At 73.1% G+C, this 25,416-nt stretch carries 22 protein-coding genes and 2 pseudogenes; 17 read left to right on the forward strand and 7 right to left on the reverse strand.

Annotation, left to right across the window (positions count from 1 at the left end; genetic code table 11):
* The first annotated feature begins 70 nt into the window (after positions 1-70).
* Both ACIGYR_RS11715 and ACIGYR_RS11720 read left to right on the forward strand, forming a co-directional pair.
* Positions 71-1,447 carry an aminotransferase class V-fold PLP-dependent enzyme gene (locus ACIGYR_RS11715; protein ID WP_399595534.1) on the forward strand — a complete coding sequence of 459 codons (1,377 nt, stop codon included), beginning with the start codon at positions 71-73 and terminating at the stop codon, positions 1,445-1,447.
* Positions 1,448-1,866: 419 nt separating this feature from the next.
* Positions 1,867-4,407, forward strand: a complete 2,541-nt coding sequence (locus ACIGYR_RS11720) for a PQQ-binding-like beta-propeller repeat protein (protein ID WP_399595532.1) — start codon at positions 1,867-1,869, stop codon at positions 4,405-4,407.
* Here the strand turns inward: ACIGYR_RS11720 and ACIGYR_RS11725 are convergent.
* Entirely contained in the window at positions 4,404-4,685 is a 282-nt protein-coding gene (locus tag ACIGYR_RS11725; RefSeq protein ID WP_391839074.1) for an Lrp/AsnC family transcriptional regulator, read from the reverse strand. The genes ACIGYR_RS11720 and ACIGYR_RS11725 overlap by 4 nt on opposite strands.
* Positions 4,682-5,476 (reverse strand): rhomboid family intramembrane serine protease, encoded by a 795-nt coding sequence (locus ACIGYR_RS11730; RefSeq protein ID WP_391839076.1) that lies wholly within the window; start codon positions 5,474-5,476, stop codon positions 4,682-4,684. Before ACIGYR_RS11730 ends, ACIGYR_RS11725 begins: the two co-directional genes overlap by 4 nt.
* A 152-nt stretch (positions 5,477-5,628) precedes the next feature.
* On the opposite strand from ACIGYR_RS11730, the gene ACIGYR_RS11735 reads away from it, so the two are divergent.
* From ACIGYR_RS11735 to ACIGYR_RS11755, 5 genes are all read left to right on the forward strand, one after another.
* Positions 5,629-5,868 carry a hypothetical protein gene (locus tag ACIGYR_RS11735; protein WP_029382693.1) on the forward strand — a complete coding sequence of 80 codons (240 nt, stop codon included), beginning with the start codon at positions 5,629-5,631 and terminating at the stop codon, positions 5,866-5,868.
* A 46-nt stretch (positions 5,869-5,914) separates the two neighbouring features.
* Positions 5,915-7,258, forward strand: coding sequence for an NYN domain-containing protein (locus ACIGYR_RS11740; RefSeq protein WP_391839077.1), 1,344 nt, complete (start codon positions 5,915-5,917; stop codon positions 7,256-7,258).
* Positions 7,259-7,469: 211 nt separating this feature from the next.
* Positions 7,470-8,501: an NlpC/P60 family protein gene (locus ACIGYR_RS11745; RefSeq protein WP_399595530.1), complete on the forward strand. Its 1,032-nt coding sequence runs from the start codon at positions 7,470-7,472 to the stop codon at positions 8,499-8,501.
* 237 nt (positions 8,502-8,738) lie between these two features.
* Positions 8,739-9,752, forward strand: coding sequence for an NlpC/P60 family protein (locus ACIGYR_RS11750; protein ID WP_399595528.1), 1,014 nt, complete (start codon positions 8,739-8,741; stop codon positions 9,750-9,752).
* A gap of 27 nt (positions 9,753-9,779) precedes the next feature.
* A complete protein-coding gene (locus tag ACIGYR_RS11755) occupies positions 9,780-10,967 on the forward strand; it encodes a hypothetical protein (protein WP_399595527.1) in 1,188 nt (395 codons plus the stop codon).
* On the opposite strand, the pseudogene ACIGYR_RS11760 reads toward ACIGYR_RS11755, so the two are convergent.
* A pseudogene (locus tag ACIGYR_RS11760) lies at positions 10,948-11,136 on the reverse strand (PadR family transcriptional regulator); the annotation flags it as partial. The gene ACIGYR_RS11755 and the pseudogene ACIGYR_RS11760 overlap by 20 nt on opposite strands.
* Between ACIGYR_RS11760 and ACIGYR_RS11765 the strand changes: the two are divergent.
* A pseudogene (locus ACIGYR_RS11765) lies at positions 11,128-11,625 on the forward strand (MATE family efflux transporter); the annotation flags it as partial. The pseudogenes ACIGYR_RS11760 and ACIGYR_RS11765 overlap by 9 nt on opposite strands.
* Here the strand turns inward: ACIGYR_RS11765 and ACIGYR_RS11770 are convergent.
* Positions 11,586-12,821: a glycosyltransferase 87 family protein gene (locus ACIGYR_RS11770; RefSeq protein WP_399595526.1), complete on the reverse strand. Its 1,236-nt coding sequence runs from the start codon at positions 12,819-12,821 to the stop codon at positions 11,586-11,588. The pseudogene ACIGYR_RS11765 and the gene ACIGYR_RS11770 overlap by 40 nt on opposite strands.
* Positions 12,822-12,956: 135 nt before the next feature.
* On the opposite strand from ACIGYR_RS11770, the gene ACIGYR_RS11775 reads away from it, so the two are divergent.
* On the forward strand, positions 12,957-14,099 hold the full coding sequence (locus tag ACIGYR_RS11775) for a glycosyltransferase family 4 protein (protein ID WP_399595524.1): 1,143 nt from the start codon (positions 12,957-12,959) through the stop codon (positions 14,097-14,099).
* A 188-nt stretch (positions 14,100-14,287) separates the two neighbouring features.
* Entirely contained in the window at positions 14,288-15,874 is a 1,587-nt protein-coding gene (locus tag ACIGYR_RS11780) for a GMC oxidoreductase (RefSeq protein WP_391839086.1), read from the forward strand.
* Positions 15,875-15,887: 13 nt separating this feature from the next.
* On the opposite strand, the gene ACIGYR_RS11785 is transcribed toward ACIGYR_RS11780, so the two are convergent.
* Entirely contained in the window at positions 15,888-17,684 is a 1,797-nt protein-coding gene (locus tag ACIGYR_RS11785; RefSeq protein WP_391839088.1) for an AMP-dependent synthetase/ligase, read from the reverse strand.
* Between the two features lie 339 nt (positions 17,685-18,023).
* On the opposite strand from ACIGYR_RS11785, the gene ACIGYR_RS11790 reads away from it, so the two are divergent.
* The 6 genes from ACIGYR_RS11790 to ACIGYR_RS11815 all read left to right on the forward strand — a co-directional run bounded on the left by ACIGYR_RS11790 (position 18,024) and on the right by ACIGYR_RS11815 (position 23,052).
* A complete protein-coding gene (locus ACIGYR_RS11790; RefSeq protein ID WP_391839720.1) occupies positions 18,024-18,779 on the forward strand; it encodes a metallophosphoesterase in 756 nt (251 codons plus the stop codon).
* Between the two features lie 134 nt (positions 18,780-18,913).
* Positions 18,914-19,357, forward strand: coding sequence for an SRPBCC family protein (locus tag ACIGYR_RS11795; RefSeq protein WP_391839090.1), 444 nt, complete (start codon positions 18,914-18,916; stop codon positions 19,355-19,357).
* 44 nt (positions 19,358-19,401) lie between these two features.
* On the forward strand, positions 19,402-20,574 hold the full coding sequence (locus ACIGYR_RS11800) for an ArsA family ATPase (RefSeq protein WP_399595521.1): 1,173 nt from the start codon (positions 19,402-19,404) through the stop codon (positions 20,572-20,574).
* Between the two features lie 85 nt (positions 20,575-20,659).
* Positions 20,660-21,139 carry a DUF5304 domain-containing protein gene (locus ACIGYR_RS11805; RefSeq protein ID WP_399595520.1) on the forward strand — a complete coding sequence of 160 codons (480 nt, stop codon included), beginning with the start codon at positions 20,660-20,662 and terminating at the stop codon, positions 21,137-21,139.
* Between the two features lie 67 nt (positions 21,140-21,206).
* Positions 21,207-22,160, forward strand: a complete 954-nt coding sequence (locus ACIGYR_RS11810) for an ROK family glucokinase (RefSeq protein WP_391839096.1) — start codon at positions 21,207-21,209, stop codon at positions 22,158-22,160.
* Positions 22,161-22,305: 145 nt separating this feature from the next.
* Positions 22,306-23,052, forward strand: coding sequence for an endonuclease/exonuclease/phosphatase family protein (locus ACIGYR_RS11815; RefSeq protein WP_399595517.1), 747 nt, complete (start codon positions 22,306-22,308; stop codon positions 23,050-23,052).
* Positions 23,053-23,109: 57 nt separating this feature from the next.
* Here the strand turns inward: ACIGYR_RS11815 and ACIGYR_RS11820 are convergent, their stop codons facing one another.
* Together ACIGYR_RS11820 and ACIGYR_RS11825 are read right to left on the reverse strand one after the other, a co-directional pair.
* On the reverse strand, positions 23,110-23,757 hold the full coding sequence (locus ACIGYR_RS11820; protein WP_399595516.1) for a hypothetical protein: 648 nt from the start codon (positions 23,755-23,757) through the stop codon (positions 23,110-23,112).
* Complete coding sequence (locus ACIGYR_RS11825) at positions 23,750-24,529, reverse strand: alpha/beta hydrolase (protein WP_399595513.1); 780 nt, start codon at positions 24,527-24,529, stop codon at positions 23,750-23,752. The genes ACIGYR_RS11820 and ACIGYR_RS11825 overlap by 8 nt, the downstream gene beginning before the upstream one ends.
* A 117-nt stretch (positions 24,530-24,646) precedes the next feature.
* On the opposite strand from ACIGYR_RS11825, the gene ACIGYR_RS11830 reads away from it, so the two are divergent.
* Positions 24,647-25,387 carry a lysophospholipid acyltransferase family protein gene (locus ACIGYR_RS11830; protein WP_399596498.1) on the forward strand — a complete coding sequence of 247 codons (741 nt, stop codon included), beginning with the start codon at positions 24,647-24,649 and terminating at the stop codon, positions 25,385-25,387.
* Positions 25,388-25,416: the final 29 nt, after the last annotated feature.

Consider the following 25,416-nt stretch of genomic DNA (forward strand, 5'->3'; position numbering starts at 1 on the left):
AGGGCCGCAGAGCCCCGCCTCCGCACACCCCTTTCTCTCTTCTTCGCTTTCCTGTCACGGGAGTTCCGCCATGTCCGTCTCCACCGCTGCCATCGACCAGTCCGTTTGCACCCCTCTGCCCGTTCTGGGGCGAGATGTCACCGTCCCGTTGGTCACCGGAGGCGAAGTCGGCTACGCGGCGCTCGACTACGCGGCCAGCGCCCCCGCCCTCCAGCGCGTCTGGGACGACGTCGCCGCGTACGCCCCGTACTACGGCAGTGTCCACCGCGGTGCCGGCTACCTCTCCCAGCTCTCCACCGACCTGTTCGAGAACGCCCGCAGGACGGTCGCCGAGTTCCTCGGCTGCCGGCCGGCCGACCAGGTGGTCTTCACCCGCTCGACCACCGACTCCCTCAACCTGCTGGCCCGCGCGCTCCCGGCCGGCTGCCAGGTCTTCGTCTTCGAGACCGAGCACCACGCCTCCCTGCTGCCCTGGCAGGACGCGAACGTCACCTACCTCAACGCCCCGCGCACCCCCCGGCAGGCCGTCGAGACTCTGGAGCGGGCCCTCGCCGACCGCACGGTGTCCCTTGAAGGGGGCCACGGCCCGGCCCTGGTCTGCGTCACCGGCGCCTCCAACGTCACCGGCGAGCTGTGGCCGGTGCGGGAACTGGCCGCCGCCGCGCACGCCCACGGCGCCCGGATCGTCCTGGACGCCGCCCAGCTGGCCCCGCACCACCCCGTCGACATCGCCGGCCTGGACGTCGACTGGGTCGCCTTCTCCGGCCACAAGCTGTACGCCCCCTTCGGCTCCGGTGTCCTCGCGGGCCGCGCCGACTGGCTCCAGGCGGCCGAACCGTACCTCGCGGGCGGCGGCGCCAGCCGCAAGGTCACCCGGCGGCAGGACGGCGGCGTGGACGTGGAGTGGCACGAGAGCGCCGCCCGCCACGAGGCCGGCTCCCCGAACGTCATCGGCGCCTACTCCATCGCCTCGGCCTGCAAGGCGCTCACCGAGGCCGGCTGGGACGCCCTCGTCGCCCGCGAGCAGCACCTCGTCCGCACGGTCCGGGAGGGCCTCGCCGAGGTGCCCGAGGTGCGGATCCTCTCCCTCTTCGGCGACGACGCCCCGCGCGTCGGTGTCATCTCCTTCGTCGTCGACGGCTGGAACAGCTCCCACTTCGCCGCCGCGCTCTCCGCCGAGTACGGCATCGGCGTTCGCGACGGCCTGTTCTGCGCCCACCCGCTGGTCCGCACGCTGCTCGGCACCGACCCGCAGACCCAGGGCGAGTGCGGCGCCCCCGAGGCGGCGCCGGGGGAGAAGTCCCTCAACGCCATCCGTGTGAGCTTCGGCGCGGGCACCCCGGACGAGCACGTCGAGCGGTTCGTGAAGGCCGTCAGGGAACTGGTCCGGGACGGCGCCAAGTGGCAGTACCGCACGGAGGAGGGCCGCTGCGTCCCGGCGGTCTGAAGCCGACTGCACGGACGGCCGACCGCAAGGGGCGCGGTGCTGTGCCGACATGCGGCTCCGCCGCGTGAGCGCGAGCAACCGCGACGGACCCGCAGCGGCCGTGGCGTGGTGGTGGACCCGCAGCGGCCGTGGCGCCGTGACGGGCCCGCGGCGGCCGTGGCATGGTGGTGGACCCGCAGTGGCCGTGGCGTCGTGACGGGCCCGCGGCGGCCGTGGCGTGGTGGTGGACCCGCAGTGGCCGTGGCGTCGTGATGGACCCGCAGTGGCCGCGGCGTCGTGACGGACCCGTACCCGCCGTGGCACGCGACGGCCCGTGCCCGCCGTGGCGCCGCACGCGGCGAACGGCCGGGCGACGTCCACCGGGCCGCCGGCGCCCCATACACTCCCTCTGCCAGCAGCCAGACCGGGGGGAGCACGGAGTGCGATCGCTGCGCGCAGCCGACCCGCGCCACATCGGCCCGTACGAAGTCACGCACAGACTCGGCGCGGGCGGCATGGGCGAGGTCTACCTCGCCCGGTCCCGGGGCGGGCTACGCCTCGCGGTGAAGGTGGTGCGGACCGAGCACGCCGAGGACCGCACTTTCCGGGCCCGCTTCCGCCACGAGGTCCGTGCCGCGCAGACCGTCGGCGGCGCGGACACGTACACCGCGCGGGTCGTGGACGCCGACACCGAGGCCGAACGGCCCTGGATGGCAACGGAGTTCGTCGCGGGCCCGAATCTGCGGGACGCCGTCCTCGACCACGGCGCGCTGCCCGGTCCCGCGGTGCGGATCCTCGCCGCCGCGCTCGGCGAGGCGCTGACCGCGATCCACGCCAAGGGCCTGGTACACCGCGATCTGAAGCCGTCGAACATCCTGCTGGGCCCGGACGGGCCCCGGGTCATCGACTTCGGGATCGTCCGGGCCCTGGAGGCCACCGCGCTGACCCGCACCGGCGCGGTCGTCGGCTCGGTCGGCTACGTCTCGCCGGAGCAGATCCGCAACGGCGGCCAGGTCGGACCGCCGAGCGATGTCTTCTCCCTCGGTGCGGTCCTCGCCTACGCGGCGGCCGGCCGGGAACCGTTCGGCGAGGGCCAGGACTCGGTGGTCCTGCTGCGCATCCTCACCCGCGACTTCGACCTGTCCGGCGTGCCGGAGGGGATCCGGCCGCTGGTGACCGCCTGCCTGCGCGAGGACCCGCTGGAGCGTCCGGAGCCGGCGGAGATCGTGGCGAGCGCCGGATTCACCCCGGACACCCTGCGCACCGGCGTCCGCCCGGGCTGGTACGGCCCCGCGACCCGCCCGCGCCCGGTCCCCGACGACCGTCCCAGCGGCGTGGAGTACCTGGCCCCCGCGACCCTCGCCCCCACGCCTCCCTCCGGGACGTCCGCGGCTCCCGCCCCCGTGGCCGCGCCCGAGACGTCCGCGGCGTCCGCGGCGCCCGCTTCGGTGACGGCCTTCGGTACGCCCAAGACGCCCGCTTCCGCGTCCGCGACGGCGTCCGGGGCGCCCGCTTCGGTGACGGGCTCCGGGACGCCCGCGCCCGTATCCAAGCCCGCGCCCGAGTCCGCGCCCGTGTCCGCGCCCGAGCCCGTGTCCGCGCCCGAGCCCGTGTCCGCGCCCGAGCCCGTGTCCGCGCCCGCGCCCGTGTCCGCGCCCGCGCCCGTGTCCGCGCCCGAGCCCGTGTCCGCGCCCGAGTCCGCGCGCGTGTCCGCGCCCGCGCCGGCGCCCGCGTCCGGGGTGCACGCGAGTCCCGTCTCCGGCACCGTCCCGGTGCCGGCCGCGGCGCCCACCGGTCCCACGGTTCCCGTCCGTCGTCCGGGCTCCGTCGCCCCCGGCCGCCGCCGTCTCCTCGCGACCCTCGCGGGTGGAGCCGTCGTCGGCGGGCTGGCGGGAGGCGGCTGGCTGCTGAAGTGGGGCTTCACCGCCGAGAGCCAGGGCATGAGCGGCGGCTACCGGGCGCCCGACCCCTCGGACCCCGACATGACGGCGGTCCCGGCCGCCGCCCGGTCCGCCGTGCTGCGCTGGCAGTACGACCTCGGCGGCATCGGCGGCCTGGACGGCGCCTGCTGCGCGCTCTCCCCGGACGGTTCCGTCGTCTACGCCGGCACCTCCGGCGGCGTCCTGCACGCCCTCAACCGGGACGGCTCGGGGCGCTGGAAGGTCCGCCTCGGCGACGACGTCTCCACCCCCGTGGTCACCCGGGACGCCGTCTACTGCGTGGTGGGCTTCCACGCCGACGACGTGCGCCGGCTGACCGCGGTCAGCCCGTCGGGCAGCCCGTTGTGGACCCGCACCCTCGGCGACCGGCGGTACGCCGTCCCGGTGCCGCTCGGCTCCGGCGTGCTGGTCTCCGTCGGCGGCACGGACACGGGCGGGCTGCGCCGCTACGACGGCGACGGTCGCGAGCGGTGGACCGCCAGGACCCCGGCCGGACCCACCGGTACCCCCCTCGTCTCGGGCGAGGTGGTCTGCACGGGCAGCTACGGCGACACCCTGCTGGCGCTGGACGCGCGGGACGGGTCGCGGAAGTGGCAGGTGTCGGCGGGCACCGATGTCACGGCGGTCGCCCTCGCGGGCGGCACCCTGCTCGCGGACGCCGCCGGCACGCGCCAGGGCTTCCGGGTCACGGACGGCCGGCGCCTGTGGCGCCGGGAGGCCGACACCGGGCCCCTGACCGCGGGCACCCGGGCGCTGGCCGTCGGCACGGAGTCGCAGACGGTGTACGCAGTCCGGGCGGCCGACGGCTCCCGGGCCTGGTCGTACGACCTCACGGGCGAGCCCCGCGCGGTGGTGGCCGGCGACACGGTGTACGCGCGTGCGGCCGACCGGGTCTGGGCCCTGGACCTGAACGGCAGGAAGCGCTGGAGCGAGGCTCTCGGCCGGGACGCGGGCGACGACCAGCACACCCCGCTCGTCCGCGGCAACCGCCTCTATGTCCCCTCGGGCACCGGAATCGCGGCTGTCGATCTGGGCGGCTAGTTGTCCAGGCCGATCGCGAACGCGGCTTCCAGGTCGTGCTGGGAGTAGGTGCGGAACGCGACGTGGGTGTCGGTGGCCTCCACGCCGGGGATCTTGCTGATGCGGCCGGGGATGACCTCGGCGAGGTCCTCGTGCTGCCGGACCCGGACCATGGCGATCAGGTCGTAGGTGCCGGTGACCGAGAAGACCTCGGTGATGCCCTCCAGCGCGGCGATCTGCTCCGCGATCTCGGGGATCCGGTCCACGCTGGTCTTGATCAGGACGATCGCGGTGATCACGGTTGTTTCTCTCCCTCGGTGACCGGAGCTGGGGCGGGTTTCACTCTAGTCGCCCGCCCGCCGCCCACCAGCGCCCTGCCGAGGCGGCCCCTCGGGCCCGTCAACCTCCCGTAGCGCACCCACGCGTAGCCGAAGCCCAGCCCGAAGCCCACCAGGTGGGCCAGATAGGCCACCCCGGGCCCGTCGGAGGCGCGCCCCGCCGCCAGCCATTGCAGGGCCGCCCAGAACGGCAGCACGACCCAGGCCGGGAAGCGCAGCGGCAGGAAGAACAGGAACGGCAGAAGACTGGTCACGCGCGCGCGGGGGAACAGGAAGAGGAACGCTCCGAGGACCGCCGAGATCGCCCCGGAGGCACCGACCAGCGACTGCCCGGAGGTGGCGTTGGCCGCCGCGTAGCCCAGCAGGGCGAGATAGCCGCAGCCGACGTAGAACAGGGTGAACTCCACCCGGCCCATCCGTTCCTCGGTCATCGCCCCGAAGACGAAGAGGAAGAGCATGTTGCCGAGCAGATGCACCCAGCTGCCGTGCACGAACAGCGCGGTGGCCGGGGTGAGCGCGGCGCCGGCCGGTCCCTCGAACAGCTCGGCCGGGACCACGCCCCAGTGCCGGAAGTACGCCCGCTGCGCGGCGAGCAGCGCGTCCCCGGAGCCGTACCCGGGGATCAGCCCGGAGGCCGGGCCGAGGGCGAAGAGCAGGCAGCACAGGGCGATGAGGCCGTACGTCACGGGCGCCGGGATCCCCCGGACCGATCTGAGTGTCCTGCCGGCCGCCGTGCTCCAGGTGCTGATCATGACTACAGAGCATGACGTAACGGGACGCAAGCTGACAGACCGCCTCGCCGCCGTGGACGGGCGGGCGGCGAGGACCCGCCAGGCCGTAGGGTTACGAGCCACACGCGTCGGGAACGGCGCGGACCGACACGAGAAGGAAGCGGACAGTCACCATGACGGTTCCCCTGCCGACGGCCACGACACGGTGGCGCTGCGCCCTGTGCGGCAACCTCACGCGGTTCGATGTGACCCGCTCGTCGAAGGTCGTCGAGTACGTCCACCTCGACCTGGCGGGCGAGCCGACGGTGGAGGAGCGTGAGGTGGTCAGTGAGACCATCGAGTCGGTGCGGTGCCGCTGGTGCAACGCGGTGGATCAGGTGGAACTCGTGGACAGGCCGGGCGCCGGCTCCTGAGCGGAGCGGCCCCCGGAGAGGCTCATTCGGTATTGGGGTGTGACGGATGGTGGAGACCGCAGGCGGGGGGCCGGGCGACGGCACCGCCGAGGTGCTTGACCGTCCGCTGCCCGACGGTGTGCGCCGACGGGTCGTGCAGATCGTCTCGGACGGCTTCGGCGGGCTGACCGTGGCGGAACTTCCCGCCCAGCTGAGACAGTACGCCCGGTTCGCCCCCAATCGCCGGGCGAAGTTCGCCGGGAACGCGATGGCGGCGGCCCTGGAGACCGATCCGTTGTTCCGGCAGCGGATCGGGGAGAAGTTCAGAGAGACGCAGCCGGAACTCGCCGGCGCCCTCGACTCGGGCTCCCCGCCCCCGGCCGCGGACCCGCTCGACGTGGCGGCCGCGGCCTACGTGCTGCGCCCGGGGGGCTGGGTGAAGCTGGTCACCGCGGCCGGCGAGGAGGCCCAGCGGGCGGACGCCGAGCGGGCCGACGAGGAGAGCCGGGCCGAGCTGGAACGGCTGCGCGCGGAGCTGGCGCAGGCCCGCGAGCACACCCGGGCCGAGACCGAGCGGCTGCGCGTGGAGCTGGAGTCGGCGAAGAAGGAAGCGGACTCGCTCCACCGCAAGCTGCGTTCGGCGGTCAGTGACGTGAAGCGCGGCGAGGCCGCGGTGCGCAAGATGCGGGGGGAGATCGACGCCGTGCGCGCCGAGGCGCAGGCGCAGGTGTCGGTGGCGGAGAGCGAGTCACGGCGGCTCAAGGCCCGCCTGGGCGAGGCCGAGGCCGCGCTGGAGGCCACCCGCCGGGCCGCCCGGGAGGGCCGCAGCGTGGAGGACATGCGGGTGCGGCTGCTGCTCGACACCCTGCTGGACGCCGCCCAGGGGCTCCGGCGCGAACTCGCCCTGCCGCCGGTGTCGGTGCGCCCGGCCGAGACCGTCGACGCGGTCGAACCGGGACGGATGACCCCGAAGGACATCGCGGCGCGCGCCCTGTCGGAGAACGACCCGGCCATTCTCGACCAGCTTCTGGCACTGCCGCAGGCGCATCTGGTCGTGGACGGCTACAACGTGACCAAGACCGGCTATCCGCAGATGCCGTTGGAGAAGCAGCGGCTCAGGCTGCTGGGCCAGCTCTCGGCGCTCGCCGCGCAGACCGGGGCCGAGGTGACGTGTGTCTTCGACGGCGCCGAACTGGCCGCGCCGGTGCTGCTCGCGCCGCCGCGCGGGGTGCGGGTGCTGTTCTCCAAGCCGGGTGTCACGGCCGACGAGCTGATCCGCCAACTGGTGCGCGCGGAGCCGCCGGGGCGTCCGGTCATCGTCGCCTCCACCGACCGGGAGGTGGCCGACGGGATCGCCAAGGCGGGTGCCCGACCGGTGGCTTCTGCGGTGCTTCTGAAGCGCCTGTCCTGAACGTCCAACGGACATGGCTGATGCCCGAATTGGGCCTATCGTCACGCAACGTAGCGTCAATCACGCCTCACTGGATGTGAGTTGTGTGCAAAGAATGCATTGCGTGACGGGATTTTTCGGTGTGGGATTTGAACTGATCACAACTGGGTCACTAGGGTCTGGGCTCGAACCTCCGAACGGGTGATCACTCACAAGAAGGAGTTCGTCCTCCGTGGCGTCCCACCGTCGACCCAAGCAGCCGAGCCGCACTCGCGTGACCGTGCTCACCACCGCTGCCGCAGCTGCCGTCGCGCTCAGCGCCAACGCCGCCAACGCCGCGCCGAGCGAGAAGCTCGGCAAGGACGAGGTCAAGGCCAAGGTCGACAAGCTCTACGAGCAGGCGGAGCAGGCGACCGAGAAGTACAACGGCGCCAAGGAGAAGCAGCAGAAGCTGCAGAAGGAAATCTCCACCATCCAGGACAACGTCGCCCGCGGCCAGGAGGAGCTCAACAAGCTGCGCGACGGCCTGGGTTCACTGGCCACCGCCCAGTACCGCTCCGGCGGCATCGACGCCTCGGTCCAGCTGTTCCTGTCCTCGGACCCGGACGACTACCTCGACAAGGCGTCCACGCTCGACCAGTTGAGCAGCCAGCAGGTCGACGCGCTGAAGAAGATTCAGGACAAACAGCGCGAACTCGCCCAGGAGCGGGCCGAGGCCACCGAGAAGCTCAAGGATCTCTCGGCCACCCGCACCGAACTGGGCACCAAGAAGAAGGAAGTCCAGGGCAAGCTCGCCGAGGCGCAGAAGCTCCTGAACACCCTGACCGCCAAGGAGAAGCAGCAGCTCGCCGAGCAGCAGCAGCGCGCCAACCGCTCCTCCACCGAGCGCGTGGACCTCGGTGACGCCCCGCCGGCCTCCGGCCGCGCCTCGGCCGCGTTCTCCGCCGCCCAGAGCCAGCTCGGCAAGCCGTACGTCTACGGCGCCACGGGCCCGTCCTCCTTCGACTGCTCGGGCCTGACCTCCTGGGCCTACGCCCAGGCCGGCGTCTCCATCCCGCGCACCTCCGAGGCGCAGGCCACCATAGGCACCCGGGTCGGCATGAACGACCTGAAGGTCGGCGACCTGGTGTTCTTCTACGGCGACCTGCACCACGTGGGCCTGTACGCCGGCAACGGCCAGGTGCTGCACGCACCGCACACCGGTGCCGTGGTCCGCTACGAGGCCATCGGCAACATGCCGTTCCAGTTCGGCGTCCGGGTCTGATCCGCGTCACACACGCGGACACGGTGGCGCCCGAACGGGCGAATCCCCGGGACCCGAACTGACCCCACGTCCCGCCGGTGACCTGCGTCAGCGGCGGGACGTCACTGTGTGTTGACTCCGCGGGCTTTGGCCCGGGCCCGTCCGCCCGGCTACTGTCTGCCGCGTTTCCCCGGCGCCGGGGCCTCCCCGTCCCCAGGCGCCGGGGAACGGTCTGTGTCCGCCAGCAGAAGGACTGCCGTGGGGTCCCATCGCCGCCTTGCACCGTCCGGATTCGACCGGGGCGCCGCCGCTGCCCTGTGCGTGCTGTCGACCGCGGCAGCCGCGGTCGGCGCCGTACCGGCGCAGGCGGCGCCGGGCGCCGACGCACGCACCGAGGTGGACCGCCTGTACGTGGAGGCCGAGAAGGCGACCCAGGCGTACGACAAGGCCGACGAGCGCGCCCGCGAGCTGCGCCGGGAGGTCCGCGCCGCCCAGGACCACATCGCCCGGCAGCAGCAGCGCGTCAACGACCTGCGCGGGCAGCTCGGTTCGCTGGCCGGGGCCCAGTACCGCGCCGGCGGCATCGATCCGGCGGTCGCCCTGCTCTTCTCCGCCGACCCCGACGAATACCTGGACAAGGCGTCCACGCTCGACCGTATCGGCGCCCGGCAGGCGGGCCGGCTCAAGGAGCTTCAGTCCGCGATGCGGGACCTCGCCCAGGAGCGCGCGGAGGCGGCCGGGAAGCTCGCCGAGCTGGAGAAGAGCCGCAAGGCCGTGGCCGCCCACAAGCGGACCGTGGAGAGCAAGCTCGCCCGGGCCCGGCAGCTGCTCAACGCCCTGTCCGCCGCCGAACGCGCCGCCTACGACCGGGCCTCCCGCGGCAGTCGTCCGGACCTGCCCGAGCCGGCCGGTGCCGGTGCCTCCGACGGGCGCGTCGCCGCGGCCCTGGCCGCCGCCCGTGCCGCCCTCGGCCGCCCCTACGTGTGGGGCGCCAACGGCCCCTCGGGCTTCGACTGTTCCGGCCTGATGCAGTGGGCGTACGCGCACGCCGGCGTCCATCTGCCGCGCACCTCGCAGGAGCAGCGGTTCGCCGGGCGGCAGGTCCCGCTCTCCCAGGCCCGCCCCGGCGACCTGGTCGTCTACCGCTCCGACGCCAGCCATGTGGCGATGTACGTCGGTCACGGCCAGGTCATCCACGCGCCGTACCCCGGCGCCCCGGTGCGTTACGACCCGGTCGGGATGATGCCGGTCTCCTCGGTCACCCGGCCCTGACCGCGCCGCTCGCCGTACGATCGGCGAGTGACTGGTCGCAGACGGGCGTGGAGCACCGGAGCCGTGGGGTTCAGTCTGCTGCTGTCCCTCGCCGGTTGCGGCGGGAGCCCGCCCGGCGACCCGGCCCGGGTCCAGGTGCAGCAGGTGCTCGACCGGCGCTCGGCGGCCCTGCTCCGTCACGACGAGGCGGCGTACGGCGTGACCGGCACCCGCACCGAGTACATCCGGCTGCGCGCCCTTCCGCTGGCCTCCTGGAGCTACCGGGTCACCGCCGTGCACCGCACCGCCTCCGGCGCCACCGCCGACGCCGACCTGAGCTACCGCGTCGCCGGCTACGACCGGGCCCCCGTCGACGCCCACCGCAGCCTCGCCCTCGGCCGCACCGCCGACGGCCGCTGGTACGTCACCGCCGACCGGCCCGCCGGTAAGGCCGGGCAGCAGCTGTGGGACCAGGGCACGGTGACCGTCGTCCGGGGCGCGCACAGTCTGGTGCTCGGCACCGGCGGGTCCGCCGGCGGCCTGAAGGAGTTCGCCCGGCTGGCCGACCGTGCGGTCCCGGCCGTCTCCGGGGTGTGGGCCACGGAGTGGAGCCGCCGGATCGTCGTCCTCGTCCCGCGGACCCTGGCGTCCATGGCGGCACTGCTCGGTTCGCCCGCCGCCGAGTACCGGGGCATCGCGGCGGTCACCACGGGCGAGGCGGGCGGCCCGGGCCGGGCGCCCGCGGACCGGGTGGTGGTCAACCCGGAGGCGTACGCCGTGCTCGGTGACGTCGGCAAGCAGGTGGTCCTCACCCACGAGACCACCCATGTCGCCACCCGGGCGAACACCACCGCCGCCACCCCGCTGTGGCTCTCCGAGGGTTACGCCGACTGGGTCGGCTATCTCGGCACCGGCCGGACCGCGGCGGAGGCCGCCCCGGAGCTCGGCCGGGCCGTCCGGGACGGCGAGCCGCCCGAGGCGCTCCCCACCGACGCGGACTTCGGCTTCACCAGCGAACCCACGAAACTGGCGCGGGCGTACGAGAGCGGCTGGCTGGCCTGCCGGATGATCGCCGACCAGTGGGGCCCGGCCCGGCTCGGCGCCTTCTACCGGGACGTCGGCGCCCACGGGAAGCGGGCGGGCGCGGTCGAGGCGGCACTGGAGAAGGTGCTCGGGACGACACCGCGGGAGTTCACCAGGCGCTGGCGGGACTACGTCACGACGCAGCTCGACTGAGCGTGCCGATGGCCTCCCGCAGCCATTCCCGCTCGGCCTGCCCGGTGGCCCGGGCGACCCGGAGCATGCCCTCCCGGAACAGGTCCCCGGCCTGCTCCGCCCGCACCGGCTCGCCCTCCTGGTAGAAGAAGCTCGCCGGGGTCCGCAGGAAGTCCAGCCGGCGGCGCAGACCTTCTACGCGGTACGCCAGGCCGCGGCCATCCACACCGCCCACACCCGGGGCGCGGGGCTGGACGCGCGCCGGGACATCGGCCGCCAGGCGGTGCTCCTCTCGGGCGCGCTGGGCCTTTCGGCCGCCGTCCTGTTCGCCGCCACGGCCCCCTGGATCATGACCGCCTTCGGCGCCGGTCCCGAAGTCGCCCACCAGGGCGTGCTGTTCCTGCGCCGTGTCGGCCCCTACCTGCTGCTGATGGCCTGCTTCATCGCGCTCGGCGGCGTCTTCGAGGGCAGCGGCCGAGCGCCCGTGCTGCTGCGGATCACCCTGCTCGGGACCGCCGTCCAGCTGCCGCTCGCGTACGCCCTCCGCGGCCTCGGCCTGCCCGGCGTCTGCCTGGCGCTGGCGCTGGCGATGGCCGTGCAGTGCGCGGCCGTGGTGGTGCCGCTGCGGCGGGCCGGGCGTCAGGAGGAGACCGGGGTCTCCTCGGTGCGGGTGGCGTGAGGCGGGAAGGGGGCGGTCGTGGCCGGCGGGACGGTCGAGCGCCACAGCCGGCGGGCCGCCGTGACCGTGGCCGCGACCAGCAGGCCGTTGCGCAGCGCCAGCAGCGTGACGCCGTACCAGTCGCTCAGCACCACGTGCGAGAAGCCGAGCGGGAACTCCAGGACCGTCAGGAAGGACGCGAGCACGATCAGCAGCGCGGGCGCCCCCATGCGGCTCGCCCGGTGCGACAGGCAGACGGCCGCCAGGCCGATCAGCCACACCAGGTACTGCGGGCTGACCACCCGGCTGGTCACCGTGAACAGCAGCACCGCGGTGAGGGCCGCGTCGGCGAGGACGTGCGCCTGCGGACGTCTCGCGCGCAGCCGCCACAGCAGCAGCCAGCCGAACGCGGCGCCGGTCAGGGCCAGCGCGGCGGTGCTGACCTGGTCCACGTGCGGGCCGAGGAACTCGATCGACCCGTAGTTCAGCAGTACCTGGCCGTCCCAGCCGAAGTGCCGGGCCACATGGAAGACCAGGGCGCCCAGCGACTCCACCTCGGTGCCGCGGTCCCGCTGGAAGGTCAGGAACGCGAAGGCGCCCGGCATGGACACCGCGAACAGCATCGCGACGCCCGCCGCGGTCGCCGCCGCCGACGCCCAGGCCCGCCGTCGCACGGCACCGACCAGCAGCAGCGCCGGCCACACCTTCAGCAGCGCCCCGAGCGCGGTCAGCGCCCCCATCACCCGTGGGCGCCGGGCCCCGGCCAGCAGCGCCGCCACGGCCACCGCGGTCACCATCACGTCGTAGCGGGCGTACACCGTCGGCCCGAGCAGCGGCACGCCCGCCACCCACACCCAGGTCCCGCGCGGTGAGCGCCCGGAGCCGCGGCCGGCCCGGAGCAGCAGGGCCAGCACGACGGCGTCGGCCAGGCAGGCCAGCACGAAGAAGGCGTGCGCGTACGACAGGAAGGGCAGCCCGGCGGGGGAGAGGATGGCGAGGGCGGCGGCGGGCGGGTACTGCCAGGTCACGTCGTCCAGCGGAAACGTTCCTTGCCGCAGCACCTCGTACCAGCCGCGGTAGATCACCGACACGTCCGAGGTGACGTCCGGGCCCGGGAAGGCGTACACCCGGAACACGAACAGCAGCAGCAGCGCGCGGGTGACGCCCCAGGTCATGAGCAGCCATGCCAGGGACCGCCCGGTGCCCTTCGTCTCCACGTGATCCCCTGCCGCTCGATTGCCGTGCCGTTCGAATTCGCTTCGAGCGACCATGATGTCCTGCGACCCTGCGCGCATGCCACAGACCCGGCCGCGCCCGGTAGGGGGGCGGCCCATTCGGTAGGGTCGGCGGCGATGCACAAGACCCTGATCGTCACCAACGACTTTCCGCCCCGGCCGGGCGGCATCCAGGCGTTCCTGCACAACATGGCCCTCCGCCTGGACCCCGGCCGGCTGGTCGTCTACGCGTCCACCTGGAAGCGCGACCGGGAGGGCGCCGAGGCCACCGCCGCCTTCGACGCCGAGCAGCCCTTCACCGTCGTGCGCGACCGTACGACCATGCTGCTGCCCACCCCGCAGGCGACCCGGCGGGCGGTCGGGCTGCTGCGCGAGCACGGCTGCACCTCGGTGTGGTTCGGCGCGGCGGCCCCGCTCGGCCTGATGGCCCCCGCGCTGCGGAAGGCCGGCGCGCAGCGGCTGGTGGCCACCACCCACGGGCACGAGGCCGGCTGGGCCCAGCTGCCCGCCGCCCGGCAGCTGCTGCGCCGGATCGGTGAATCCACGGACACGATCACCTACCTGGGCGAGTACACCCGCTCCCGGATCGCCGGCGTCCTGACCCCCGAGGCGGCCGGCCGCATGGTGCAGCTGCCGCCGGGGGTGGACGAGAAGACCTTCCACCCCGCCTCCGGCGGCGACGAGGTCCGCGCCCGGCTCGGCCTCACCGACCGGCCGGTCGTGGTCTGCGTCTCCCGTCTGGTGCCGCGCAAGGGCCAGGACACCCTGATCCGGGCCATGCCCCGCATCCTCGCCGCCGAACCGGACACCGTGCTGCTGATCGTCGGCGGCGGCCCCTACGAGCAGGACCTGCGCCGCCTCGCCCGCGAGACGGGGGTCGCCGGCTCAATCCGGTTCACCGGAGCCGTGCCCTGGTCGCAGCTGCCCGCGCACTACGGCGCCGGGGACGTCTTCGCCATGCCCTGCCGCACCCGCCGCGGCGGCCTGGACGTGGAGGGCCTCGGCATCGTCTACCTGGAGGCATCGGCGACGGGCCTCCCGGTGGTCGCGGGCGACTCGGGGGGCGCCCCCGACGCCGTCATCGACGGGGAAACGGGCTGGGTCGTGCGGGGCGGCTCCCCGCAGGCCGCGGCCGACCGCATCGTGCCCCTGCTCGGCGACCCCGAGCTGCGCCGCAGGATGGGCGAACGCGGTCGACAGTGGATCGAGGAGAAGTGGCGCTGGGACCTGCTCGCCGAGAGGCTCGACAACCTGCTCTAGGGAAGGGGCCCCGAAGGGGCCGCGGGGAACGGCGCGACCGGCCGCGAAGGGCCCGCAGTCGCCGGCGTGGCGAACTCCTCTCCCCGGGTGGCGCCCGCTCCCTTGGCGGAACCAGATAATCCGCCCATGCTGCGCGTATGACAGCAAACCTGATGAGACGTCAGTTGACGAGACGTCACATACTCGGTATGGCCGCGCTGCAGACCGCGGCCACCCTCGGCCTCACCCGCGTCGGCCTCCAGTCCGCCCGGGCCGCCGAACCCGCTCCCGTCGACAACTCCCCGGCGATCGTGGTCGGTTCCGGCTACGGCGGCGCGGTCGCCGCCCTCCGCCTCGGCCAGGCCGGTATCCGCACCCTCGTCCTGGAGATGGGCCGGCTCTGGAACACCGCCGGTTCCGACGGCAAGGTGTTCTGCTCCACCAGCGCCCCCGACCAGCGCTCCATGTGGTTCCGCAGCCGCACCGAGGCCCCGCTCGCCAGCTTCCTGTGGCTGGACGTGGTCAACAAGGCCATCACCCCCTACCCGGGCGTCCTGGACCGCGTGCACTACGACCACATGTCCGTCTACGTCGGCCGGGGCGTCGGCGGTGGCTCCCTGGTCAACGGCGGCATGGCCGTCACCCCGCTCAAGTCCTACTTCACCGAGCAGTTCCCGGCGGTGGACGCCGACGAGATGTACGGCACGTACTTCCCGCGCGCCCGCGCCATGCTCGGCGTCAACTCCGTCGACCCGGCCTGGTTCGAGTCCACCGAGTGGTACAAGTTCACCCGCACCTCCCGGAAGGCCGCCGCCAACGCCGGCCTGAAAACCACCTTCGTGCCGAACGTCTACGACTTCGGCTACATGCAGCGCGAGGCCGCCGGCACCGCCACGAGGTCCGCTCTCGCGGGCGAGGTCATCTACGGCAACAACCACGGCAAGCGCAGCCTCGACCAGACCTACCTGGCCGCCGCCCTCGGCACCGGCAACGTCACGATCCACACCCTGGAGAAGGTCACGTCGATCAGCCGGGCGGGCGACGGGTCGTACGTCCTGACCGCCGACCGCATCGACGCCACCGGCGCGGTCGTGGAGACCAGGCAGTACGGCTGCACCTACCTGTTCCTCGGCGGTGGCAGCGTCGGCACCACCGAACTGCTCGTCCGCGCCCGCGACACCGGCACCCTGCCCGCCTTGAGCCCCGACGTCGGCGCGGGCTGGGGCACCAACGGCAACACCATGGTCGGCCGCGCCAACCACGTGTGGGACACCGTCGGCGCCGACCAGGCCACCATGCCCGTCATGGGCATCGACGACTGGGCCAACCCCGACAACCCGGTCTTCGCCGAGATCGCCCCGCTGCCCATGGGCTTCGAGCACTGGATCAGCCTGTATCTCGCGATCACCAAGAACCCCGAGCGGGCGTCGTTCTCGTACGACACCACCTCCGGCGCGGTGAAGCTCGGCTGGACCGCCGCCCAGAGCGCCGTCTCCGTGCGCATGGCCAAGAAACTGTTCGACCGGATCAACCTGGCCAACGCCACGATCTACCGGTACGACCTGTTCGGCTCCGGCAGCAAGATCTTCGCGGACGACTTCACCTACCACCCGCTCGGCGGCTGTGTGCTGGGCCGGGCGACCGACGACTACGGCCGGGTCAAGGGGTGTTCGCGGCTGTACGTCACCGACGGCTCGCTCGTCCCGGGGTCGATCGGCGTGAACCCCTTCGTCACCATCACGGCCCTCGCCGAACGCACCATGGCGCGGGTCCTCGCAGAGGACACCGCGCCATGAGGTACCGCCGGGGTCACTTGGCGTAGATCGCCTCGATCTCGTCCGTGTAGTCCTTCGCCACCACGTTCCGCTTGAGCTTCAGCGACGGGGTGAGGTGGCCCGACTCCTCCGTGAACTGGGAGGGAAGAATGCGGAACTTCCGCACCGATTCCGCCTTCGACACCGCGGCGTTGCCGTCGTCCACGGCCGCCTGGATCGCCGCGTGCAGATCCGGGTCGTCGCGCAGCGACGCCGCGGTGGAGCCCGCCGGCTTGCCGTGCTCGGCGGCCCACCGGCCCAGGAACTCCTCGTCGACGGTGACCAGCGCGCCCACGAACGGCCGCCCGTCGCCCACCACCATGCACTCCGCGACCAGCGCGTGCGCCCGGATCCGGTCCTCGATCACCGCCGGGGCGACGTTCTTGCCGCCCGCGGTGACGATGATCTCCTTCTTCCGGCCGGTGATCCTCAGATAGCCGTCCTCGTCGAGGGTGCCGATGTCACCGGTGTGGAACCAGCCGTCGGCCAGCGCCTCCGCCGTCGCGCCCGGGTTGTTCCAGTACTCCCTGAACAGGTGCTCGCCGTGCAGCAGCACCTCGCCGTCGTCCGCGATGCGCACCACCGAGCCGGGCAGCGGCTGTCCGACCGTGCCGATCTTCTGCCGGTCCCAGGGGTTGAACGCGGTCGCCGCACAGGACTCGGTCAGGCCGTAGCCCTCCAGCACCGTGAAGCCGATGCCGCGGAAGAAGTGGCCGAGCCGCTCACCCAGCGGGGCACCGCCGGAGATGGCGTACTCGCCCCGGCCGCCCAGGACCGCGCGCAGCTTGCCGTAGACCAGCCGGTCGAAGACCTTGTGCTTGACCTTCAGGCCGAACGACGGGCCCGTCGGGCTGTCCAGCGCCTTGCTGTAGGCGATCGCGGTGTCCGCCGCCTTGTCGAAGACGGCGCCCTTGCCCTCCGCCCGGGCCTTGGCCCGCGCCGAGTTGTAGACCTTCTCGAAGACCCGCGGCACACCGAGGATCAGAGTCGGCCGGAACGCGGCCAGTTCGTCGGTGAGGTTCTTGATGTCCGGGACACAGCCCAGCTTGATCGGCGCCATCATCGGCGCGACCTGGACCAGCCGCCCGAAGACGTGCGCGAGCGGGAGGAAGAGCAGCACCGAGCACTCACCGGTGCGGAACAGCGGGCGCAACCGCTCCACGATGTTGCCGCACTCGGCGAAGAAGCTGCGGTGGGTGAGCACACAGCCCTTGGGGCGCCCGGTCGTGCCGCTCGTGTACACGATGGTCGCCGGGTCGTCGGCCCGGGCGAGCGAGCTGCGCTCCTCCACCGTCTCGTCCGACACGTCCTGCCCGAGCAGGCCCAGCTCCGCCACGCCCCCGGCCTCGATCTGCCAGACGTGCTTGAGCGCGGGCAGCGACTCGCGCACCGACTCCACGGCCGCCGCGTGGGCGTCCAGCTCCACGACGCAGGCGGTCGCGCCCGAGTCGGACAGGATCCACTGCACCTGCTCCGGCGAGCTGGTCTCGTACACCGGCACGGTGATCGCGCCCGCGCTCCAGATCGCGAAGTCCAGAAGCGTCCACTCGTACCGCGTGCGGGACATCAGGCCCACCCGGTCGCCCGGCTGCACCCCGGAGGCGATGAGGCCCTTGGCGGCGGCGCGGACCTCGGCCAGGAACTCCCGTGCGCTCACGTCCTGCCAGGCGCCGCCCGACTTGCGGGCGATGACGGCGACGTCGGGGTGCTGCGCGGCGTTTCTGCGGACGATGTCGGTCAGATTGCCGTCCGCAGGGACCTCGTACAAAGCCGGAAGGCTGAACTCGCGCAAGACTGCTGCTCCTCATAGGGCGCCGGCGCCACGACGTTGTGCGATGCGACGGTGCGGTCCAAGGCTCGGGCTAGTGCTCGGGGACTTCGGTGGTTGAAATCCAGAGCACGACTGGACTGCCCGGACGTTACCCGCCGGTATGGCGTCTAGGACAGGGGGTCCCGGCGAGATGTTCGCTGCGTCACACACATGGGCTCTCCTTCGCGCACAGTAGTCCACGGCCGAACCGACCGGCCAGTAACCGCAGGCCCGACCGGCACTGTTCACCTCGACCGCACACGCCTACCCTTGATCACCATGGCATCCTCACGCTCCGGCAGCCGGCGGACCCGGGTCCATGTGGTCAGCGATGTGCACGGCAACGCCCGTGACCTGGCCCGGGCCGGCGAAGGCGCCGACGCCCTGATCTGCCTGGGTGACCTCGTCCTCTTCCTCGACTACGCCGACCACTCGCGCGGGATCTTCCCCGACCTCTTCGGTACGGAGAACGCCGACCGCATCGTCGAGCTGCGCACCGCCCGCCGATTCGCCGAGGCCCGCGAGTTCGGTGCCCGGCTGTGGGCCGGGATCGGCACCGACCGGGCCACGGCCATCGAGAAAGCGGTGCGCAAGCAGTACGCCGAGCTGTTCGCCGCGTTCCCCACGCCGACGTACGCCACGTACGGCAATGTCGACATGCCGGCGCTGTGGCCGGAGTACGCCCGTCCCGGCACCACGGTCCTCGACGGCCAGCGGGTGGAGATCGGCGGGCGTACCTTCGGCTTCGTCGGCGGCGGCCTGCGCACCCCGATGCGTACGCCGTACGAGATCAGCGACGAGGAGTACGCGGCGAAGATCGAGGCCGTCGGCGAGGTCGACGTGCTGTGCACCCACATCCCGCCGGAGGTGCCCGAACTCGTCTACGACACCGTGGCCCGTCGTTTCGAGCGGGGCAGCCGCGCCCTGCTGGACGCCATCCACCGCACCCGGCCGCGGTACGCGCTGTTCGGGCACGTGCACCAGCCGCTGGCGCGCCGGATGCGGATCGGCGTCACCGAGTGTGTGAACGTGGGGCACTTCGCCGGCAGCGGCACGCCCTGGGCGCTCGAATGGTGAGTCCGGCGGAGTGGGCCGGCGGACGGGGTGAAGTCGGCAGGTCGGCGGCGCGGTAGCCTTCACGCTGCACACACGTGCGCAGCCCGGCGCACACAGACCTCTCCATACGGCCCGCATCTGGAGGAGCCACGGCGATGGCGGAACACACCAGTTCGAGCATCACGATCGAGGCGGCTCCGGCCGACGTCATGGCGGTGATCGCCGATTTCGCGCGCTACCCGGACTGGACCGGCGAGGTGAAGGAGGCGGAGGTCCTCGGCACCGACGCGCAGGGCCGCGCCGAACAGGTCCGCCTCGTCATGGACGCCGGCGCCATCAAGGACGACCAGACCCTCGCCTACACCTGGACCGGCGGCCACGAGGTCTCCTGGACCCTGGTCAAGTCCCAGATGCTCCGCTCCCTCGACGGCTCCTACCTCCTCAAGCCGGCGGGCCAGGACGCGACGGAGGTCACCTACTCCCTCACCGTCGACGTCAAGATCCCCATGCTCGGCATGATCAAGCGCAAGGCGGAGAAGGTCATCATCGACCGGGCGCTGGCGGGGCTGAAGAAGAGGGTCGAGTCGGGCGAGAAGTAGGCGCCTCCGTTTACTTCCCGCGCACGACGGTACCGTTCACCGTCATGCGCACCATCCTGATCACGGGCCCGGGCGGCAGCGGGCGGACCACGATCGCCGCCGCCACCGCACTCCGCGCCGCGGCCGGCGGCACCCGCACGCTCCTCCTCAGCGCCGACCACACCGACACCCCGGGCGTGGCGCTGGGCACCGGAACAGGACCGGCACCGGCGGAAGCCGCCCCGTACCTCACCGTCTGGCGGCCCGACGCCACGGAACGGTTCCGGCAGGACCTCACCGCCTTCCAGAACCGCGCCACGACCGTGCTCGACCTGCTCGGTGCCGCCCGGCTGGACGCCGAGGAGGTCACCCCGCTGCCCGGCGCCGAGGAGCTCTCCTTCCTGCGCGCGCTGCGGGACGCGGCCCTCTCCGACCGGTACGACCTGCTCGTCGTCGACCTGCCGCCCCTGCCCGGGGCCCTCGCCCTGCTCGGTCTGCCCGAAGAACTGCGCCGCTACCTGCGCCGCATCCTGCCGCCCGAACGGCAGGCCGCCCGCGCCCTGCGCCCGGTCCTCGGCCGGCTGGCCGGCGTCCCCATGCCCGCCGACTGGCTGTACGAGACGGCGGCCCGCTGGGACGTCGAACTGGCCGCGGTGGAGGCCGTCCTCAGCGACCGCAACACCGCCGTACGCCTGGTCGCCGAACCGGGTCCGGCCGGCGCCGGCGCCGTGCGCACCGCCGCCCTCGGCCTCGCCCTGCGCGGCCTGCGCACCGAGGGGCTGATCGCCAACCGGGCCCTGCCCGAGGCCGCCCCCGACAGCTGGCTCGCGGGGCTCCTCGCCCAGCAGCGCAAGACGCTCGCCGACTGGCAGGAGTCGTACGACGTCCACGTCGTCCCGCACCTCGGCCGGGACCCGCAGGGGCCCGACGACCTCGCCGCCCTCGCCGTGCCCGCGGTCAACCCGGCACCCGACCCGGTCGAGTGGCCCGTCACCGACCGGATCGCCGAGGACGGCGTGCTGGTCTGGCACCTCCCGCTGCCCGGCGCCATACGGGACGAGCTGGACCTCGTCCGGCGCGGCGACGAGCTCCTGATCACGGCGGGCCCCTTCCGCCGGATCGTGCCGCTGCCCTCCGCCCTGCGCCGCTGCACCGTCGCCGGCGCCGGACTCCTGGACGGCGAACTGCGCATCCGGTTCGCCCCGGACCCGGACCTGTGGCCCGGCGCCGGACGGTGAACGGGATACGCCCGGCGCCGGACGGTGAACGGGATACGCCCGTTCGGGTACCGTCGTAAAGGCGAACCGTAGTCAGGAGTCCGCCATGAGCGATGAGCGCCCCGCAGCCGAACCGGAAGAGGAGCGGGTGACCGACGCCGACGCCTGGGCCAGGGCCTGCGCCGAGGACCTCGCCGCCGAGAAGGCCCGCCGCCGCACCGAGCACGGCCCGCCGCCGGGCTCGGCCGCCGAGGAACTGAAGAAGCTCGTGGACTCGGTGGCCGACAAGCTGTCCGGCCTGCGGTCACCGCTTCTCGGCGGTCTCGCCGGACCCGCCGCCCAGCAGGTGGTGCGGCAGGTCGTCGAGCAGGCGAAGGCCGCCGTGGAACCCGTCATAGAACGCAATCCCGACGTCTTCGACCATCTGGCCGCGGCCGGCGGCGAACTGCTCGCCGCCTACCGCTCCGCCGTCCAAGGTCAGGAACAGCGCTGGACCGCCCGTACGGCCGACCCGGCGGACGACCGGCCGGACCGGCGCGACCGGGGTGAGGGCAGCGGTCCGGGGGAGCGCATCGACCTGGACTGAAGCCCTCCCACGGCGGGGCCTCGGGTACGGTTGGCCGTAGCGGGGCTCGACCGAAACTGAGGGATTCATGGGACTCACCATCGGCGTCGACATCGGCGGCACGAAGATCGCGGCCGGCGTGGTCGACGAGGAAGGCAACATCCTCTCGACCTTCAAGGTGCCGACCCCCACCACGCCCGAGGCCATCGTGGACGCCATCGCCTCGGCGGTGGAGGGGGCGCGCGCCGGGCACGAGATCGTCGGCGTGGGCATCGGTGCGGCCGGGTACGTCAACCGGCAGCGCTCCACGGTGTACTTCGCGCCGAACATCGACTGGCGCAACGAGCCGCTCAAGGAGAAGGTCGAGGCCCGCACCGGCCTCCCGGTCGTGGTCGAGAACGACGCCAACGCCGCCGCCTGGGGCGAGTACAGGTTCGGCGCCGGCAAGGGCCACCGCAACGTCATCTGCATCACGCTCGGCACCGGCCTCGGCGGCGGCATCATCATCGGCAACAAGCTGCGCCGCGGCCACTTCGGGGTAGCCGCCGAGTTCGGCCACATCCGCATGGTCCCGGACGGCCTGCTGTGCGGCTGCGGCTCGCAGGGCTGCTGGGAGCAGTACGCCTCCGGGCGCGCCCTGGTCCGCTACGCCAAGCAGCGCGCCAACGCCACCCCCGAGCGCGCCGAGGTCCTGCTGGCGCTGGGCGACGGCACCCCCGACGGCATCGAGGGCAAGCACATCTCCATGGCCGCCCGCCAGGGCGACCCGGTCGCCGTCGACTCCTACCGTGAGCTGGCCCGCTGGGCCGGCGCGGGCCTGGCGGACCTGGCCTCCCTCTTCGACCCGTCCGCGTTCATCGTCGGCGGCGGTCTCTCCGACGAGGGCGACCTGGTCCTCGACCCGATCCGCAAGTCGTACAAGCGCTGGCTGGTGGGCGGCAACTGGCGCCCGGTCGCCGACGTGATCGCGGCCCAGCTCGGCAACAAGGCCGGCATGGTGGGCGCGGCGGACCTGGCCCGGGAGCCCGACCCGATCATGTGACAGTCACGTGGTGAACCGCCGCGATCCGACCCAGGGGCGCGGGGACTCGACATGCGGCTCCGGCGCGTGGCGCGACAAGCCACCCCGCAGGGGCAGTCGCAGACGGATCCTCGCGCCCCGACCTGTTGGGCGTACATTGATCCACATGGCGCTGCTCCCCAACTCCACGACAGAGCCGGACGGTTCGGCCGTCATCCGCGTCCTGAGCTACAACATCCGCTCGATGCGGGACGACACGGACGCCCTCGCCCGCGTCATCACCGCCTGCGCCCCCGACCTGGTCCTCGTCCAGGAGGCCCCGCGCTTCTTCCGCTGGCGCAAGAAACTCGCCCGGCTCGCCGCCGCCGCCGGACAGGTCGTCCTCACCGGGGGCGCCACGGCGGCGGGACCGGCGATCCTGTGCAACCTGCGCGCCACCGTCGAGCGCACCGAGGACGTACTGCTCCCCCTCACCCCCGGCCTGCACCGACGCGGCTTCGCCACGGCGGTGGTCCGCTTCGGCGGCGCCCGCCTCGGCGTGCTCAGCTGCCACCTCAGCCTCCAGCCGGACGAGCGCTACGAGCAGGGCGGCCTGCTCCTGGACCGTCTCACCGGACTCGGGGTGGACCACGCCGTCGCGGGCGGCGATCTCAACGAACGCCCCGACGGCCGTACCTTCCGCCGGCTCGCCGCCCCTCTCCAGGACTGCCGGACGACCGCACCCTGGGGCGGTGAGTTCACCTCCACCCCCGCCGACCCCCACCAGCGCATCGACGCGATCTTCGCCACCGGGGGCGTCGAGGTCCTCGGCTGCGGCGTCCCCCTGGACCAGCCGGGCGTCACCCGGGCCGATCTGACCGCGGCCACGGACCACCTGCCGGTACTGGCCGCCCTGCGCGTGCCCTCCGGGTGAGGAGCCCCCTGCACCACCTGCAGGGAACCCCTTGTACGGCCCCGTCGTGGGCGCTCCTCAGACCACCGCGCCGCGCCCCGGGTCGTCGTTCTCGTCGTCGTCCGTCCGCATCCGGGTCACCAGGGTCACGAAGCCGCCGAGGAAGCCGCCGATGCCGAGGGTCGCCAGCCACCAGGTCATGTCCCAGCCGAGTACCACCGCGAGCAGGAGCAGCACGGGGCCGCCGACCACTCCGAGCCAGGCGAACCTGGCGGTCGTGTCCGCGGTCGGCAGCGGTGGCGGCTCCGGCGGGACGAAGTGGCCCTCGTCGTCCTCGTCGAAGTCGTCGTCGGACGGCTCGGGCAGCGTGTGGTCGCGCGGGCCGACACCGGGCGCGAAGGACACCGAGCCGCCCAGCGGACGGGCGGGACCCCGCCCCGCGGAGTCGTCCGTGTCGCGCTGGGGCTCGCTCTCCGGGTCCTTCCCCGGACCCGCTGCGGGATCCTTCACGGTGTCCGTCGCCGGGTCCGTCTCCAGCAGGGCGAGATCCTCCACCCGCCTGAAGGGCCGGGCACCCGGCGGGTCCGGCGGTTCCTCGCCGTAGCCGGCGACGATGGCCCGCCAAGCGGCGTCCTCATCGAACGGCACCTCCTGCTTGTCCGGCTCGCGGCCCTCTCGGTCCTCGCGGCCCTCTCGGTCCTCACGGCCGGAGTCGTGCTCAGCCAACTGCGGCCGTCCCTTCCTTGCCGACACTGGGTGCGAGCCGGCCGATGAAGCCGAGGCTCTCCTCGAAGACCCGGTCCGCATCCACGTCCAACGTCGCGACGTGGTAGCTGTGTTCCAGCACGACCTCCGTGACGTCCGTGGACGACACCCGGCTCAGCACCCGCGCCGAGTCGGCCGCCGGCACGACATGGTCCTGGGCGCTGCGCAGCACCAGCAACGGCTGGGTCACCTGGGGCAGCTCGCCGTCCAGCCGGCGCAGGAACACCCGCAGCGAGTGCGCCGCGTGCAGCGGCACCCGGTCGTACCCGAGCTCCGCCGCGCCCTCCTTCGCGATGTCGCTGGCGATGCCCTTCGTCGTGCGCACCAGATGCCGGGCGACCGGGAGGGCGTACGCCGACAGGCCGTGCACCTTGTTCGCCGGGTTGACCACCACCGCGCCCGTGACCCGCTCGCCGTGCCGGGCCGCGAGCCGGAGCGCCAGCGCCCCGCCCATGGACAGGCCCGCGACGAACACCCGGGAGCAGCGCGCGGTCAGCACCCGCAGCTCGCGGTCCACCTCCGCGTACCAGTCCTGCCAGGTCGTGAGCTGCATGTCCGCCCAGCGGGTGCCGTGACCGGGCAGCAGCGGCAGGGACACGGTCAGGCCGTGGGCCGCGTGGTGCTCCGCCCAGGGGCGCAGCGACTGGGGAGAGCCGGTGAAGCCATGGCAGAGGAGGACCCCCACCTCCCCGCCCTCATGGCGGTACGGCTCGGCTCCGGGGAGAACTGGCATGTGCTTCACCGTACGCGACCGCACTGACACCGACCAGGGTCGTCGGGCCCATTGACGGTGCCGCGGGTTAAGGTCTCCTCGACGCAAACAGGAGGCACACGGGTGTTGTACGGAACGATGAAGCTCGCCATCGGAGGGCCGCTGAAGGTCGCCTTCAGGCCCTGGGTGGAGGGTTTGGAGAACGTTCCGGCCAGCGGCCCCGCCATCCTGGCGAGCAACCATCTGTCCTTCTCCGACTCGTTCTTCCTGCCGGCCGTGCTGGACCGCAAGGTCACCTTCATCGCCAAGGCCGAGTACTTCACCACCCCGGGCGTGAAGGGCCGCCTCACCGCGGCCTTCTTCAAGGGCGTCGGCCAGCTCCCGGTGGACCGCTCCGGGGCGCGCGGCGCCGGTGAGGCGGCGGTCAGGAGCGGTATAGAGGTGCTGGAGCGCGGCGAGTTGTTCGGCATCTATCCGGAGGGCACCCGCTCACCCGACGGGCGGCTGTACCGGGGCAAGCCCGGCGGCCTGGCGCGCGTGGCGCTCGCCTCCGGCGCGCCGGTCATCCCGGTCGCCATGATCGACACGGAGAAGATCCAGCCGCCCGGACAGGTGATGCCCAAGCTGATGCGGCCGGGCATCCGGATCGGCAAGCCCATGGACTTCAGTCGCTACCAGGGCATGGAGCACGACCGGTTCGTGCTGCGCGCCCTGACCGACGAGGTCATGTACGAGATCATGAAGCTCTCCGGCCAGGAGTACGTCGACATGTACGCCACCGCGGCCAAGCGGCAGATCGCGGAGGCGGCCAAGGCGGCCAAGGAAGCGGAGAAGGCCGAGAAGGCCGAGAAGGCCGAGAAGAAGCAGGCCGACTCCTAGGCGGGGGACCTGAGAGCCGGGGGGACCGG

The organism is Streptomyces sp. NPDC053076 (assembly GCF_044546845.1).
GTDB lineage: Bacteria > Actinomycetota > Actinomycetes > Streptomycetales > Streptomycetaceae > Streptomyces.

Bases quoted from the DNA above. Each gene is read 5' to 3' on its own strand.
- ACIGYR_RS11815 (WP_399595517.1), top strand. From the start codon at position 22,306: ATGGCGCTGCTCCCCAACTCCACGACAGAGCCGGACGGTTCGGCCGTC.
- ACIGYR_RS11805 (WP_399595520.1), top strand. From the start codon at position 20,660: ATGAGCGATGAGCGCCCCGCAGCCGAACCGGAAGAGGAGCGGGTGACC.
- ACIGYR_RS11795 (WP_391839090.1), top strand. From the start codon at position 18,914: ATGGCGGAACACACCAGTTCGAGCATCACGATCGAGGCGGCTCCGGCC.
- ACIGYR_RS11735 (WP_029382693.1), top strand. From the start codon at position 5,629: ATGACGGTTCCCCTGCCGACGGCCACGACACGGTGGCGCTGCGCCCTG.
- ACIGYR_RS11825 (WP_399595513.1), bottom strand. From the start codon at position 24,529: ATGCCAGTTCTCCCCGGAGCCGAGCCGTACCGCCATGAGGGCGGGGAG.
- ACIGYR_RS11800 (WP_399595521.1), top strand. From the start codon at position 19,402: ATGCGCACCATCCTGATCACGGGCCCGGGCGGCAGCGGGCGGACCACG.
- ACIGYR_RS11830 (WP_399596498.1), top strand. From the start codon at position 24,647: ATGAAGCTCGCCATCGGAGGGCCGCTGAAGGTCGCCTTCAGGCCCTGG.
- ACIGYR_RS11730 (WP_391839076.1), bottom strand. From the start codon at position 5,476: ATGATCAGCACCTGGAGCACGGCGGCCGGCAGGACACTCAGATCGGTC.
- ACIGYR_RS11810 (WP_391839096.1), top strand. From the start codon at position 21,207: ATGGGACTCACCATCGGCGTCGACATCGGCGGCACGAAGATCGCGGCC.
- ACIGYR_RS11780 (WP_391839086.1), top strand. From the start codon at position 14,288: ATGGCCGCGCTGCAGACCGCGGCCACCCTCGGCCTCACCCGCGTCGGC.
- ACIGYR_RS11715 (WP_399595534.1), top strand. From the start codon at position 71: ATGTCCGTCTCCACCGCTGCCATCGACCAGTCCGTTTGCACCCCTCTG.
- ACIGYR_RS11775 (WP_399595524.1), top strand. From the start codon at position 12,957: ATGCACAAGACCCTGATCGTCACCAACGACTTTCCGCCCCGGCCGGGC.
- ACIGYR_RS11740 (WP_391839077.1), top strand. From the start codon at position 5,915: ATGGTGGAGACCGCAGGCGGGGGGCCGGGCGACGGCACCGCCGAGGTG.